The sequence below is a fragment of the Ornithinibacter sp. genome (assembly GCF_035443565.1).
Classification (GTDB): Bacteria; Actinomycetota; Actinomycetes; order Actinomycetales; family Dermatophilaceae; genus Fodinibacter.
Genome location: NZ_DAORSO010000369.1, coordinates 1 through 1,350, shown reverse-complemented (window position 1 = coordinate 1,350; position 1,350 = coordinate 1). Strand labels below are relative to the sequence as shown.

Below are 1,350 nucleotides of genomic sequence, written 5' to 3'. Positions count from 1 at the left end.
GGATGGGTGAAGCCGGAGTCGGATCGTCGGTTGTCTGATTTGGTGTCGGTGGGGGTGCTGACACGGGTGTTCCCGCCTGATCTGGTGGACGAGGTAATTGCGCAGGCGGGGCGTACGGAGCAGCGTCATCGGAGCTTGCCGGCGCGGGTGATGGCGTACTTCTCGATCGGGATGGCGTTGTACTCCGAGGGTTCGTACGAGGACGTGCTGGGCCAGTTGACCGATGGGCTGTCGTGGGCCTCTGGCTGGCAGGAGAGTTACACGCCGCCGAGCAAGTCGGCGATCTTCCAGGCCCGGGCCCGGCTGGGGTCGGAGCCGGTGGCGGCGTTGTTCACGCGCGTGGCCAAGCCGTTGGGGGTTGCGGGCACGCCGGGGACGTGGCTGGCGGGGCGGCGCCTCGTCGCGATCGACGGCACCTGCCTGGATGTGGCCGACACCCCAGCCAACGCTGAGCACTTCGGGAGGCCGGGGGTCACCAAGGGTGAGCGGGCGGCGTTCCCCCAGGCCCGGGTGGTCGCGTTGGCCGAGTGCGGCACGCATGCGATGTTCGCCGCGAAGGTCGGCACCTACGGGCAGTCCGAGGCGACGTTGACCGAGCCGTTGCTGCAGGCGTTGGAGCCGGGGATGCTGCTCACCGCCGACCGCGCGTTCTTCTCCTATGCGTTGTGGCGCAGAGCAATCGGCACCGGGGCTGACTTGTTGTGGCGGGTGCGCACCGACAGCGCCGGCCCGAAACCGACCCACCTGGATGACCTGGCTGACGGCTCGTGGCTGGCTCATCTGCGCTCCAACGCCACGGCCGCGGCCCGCCGCCAGGAGCCGATGCTGGTGCGCGTGGTCGACTACACGATCGATGACGGGCGGGCGAATGCGGTCAGCTATCGGTTGTTCACCACGCTGACCGATCCCGAAGAGGTCAGCGCGAGCGAACTCGCCGCCGCCTACACGCACCGGTGGGAGATCGAGGTCGCCTTCGACGAGCTCAAGACCCACCAACGCGGACCCCGCACGGTGCTGCGCTCGAAGTCCCCGGACCTGGTTCTGCAGGAGATCTGGGGCCACCTGTGCTGCCACTACGCGATCCGGACCCTGATGACCCAAGCCGCCCAGCACGGCGGGCACGACCCGGACCGGGTCAGCTTCGTCGCCGCGTTGCGGATCACCCGCCAGTCCATCGCCCACCAGGGCGACTTTCCCCCCTGAGGACCCTGACGCCAACCACCGCGCCTGGGTGACGTTCCTCCGCCGCCTCCTCGGCAGGCTCAACCCGGCCCGACGTCCTCGCGCCAACCCCAGAGTCGTCAAACGCAAGTACGTCAAATGGCACGTCAAACGCGACCACCACGCCCA

1 protein-coding gene is annotated in these 1,350 nt (G+C 68.8%); it reads left to right on the top strand.

Annotation, left to right across the window (positions count from 1 at the left end; all coding sequences use genetic code 11):
• Nucleotides 1–1,203: IS4 family transposase (locus PLL68_RS15260; RefSeq protein WP_324535559.1), on the top strand; the 1,203-nt coding region annotated here is incomplete at its 5' end.
• Nucleotides 1,204–1,350: the final 147 nt, after the last annotated feature.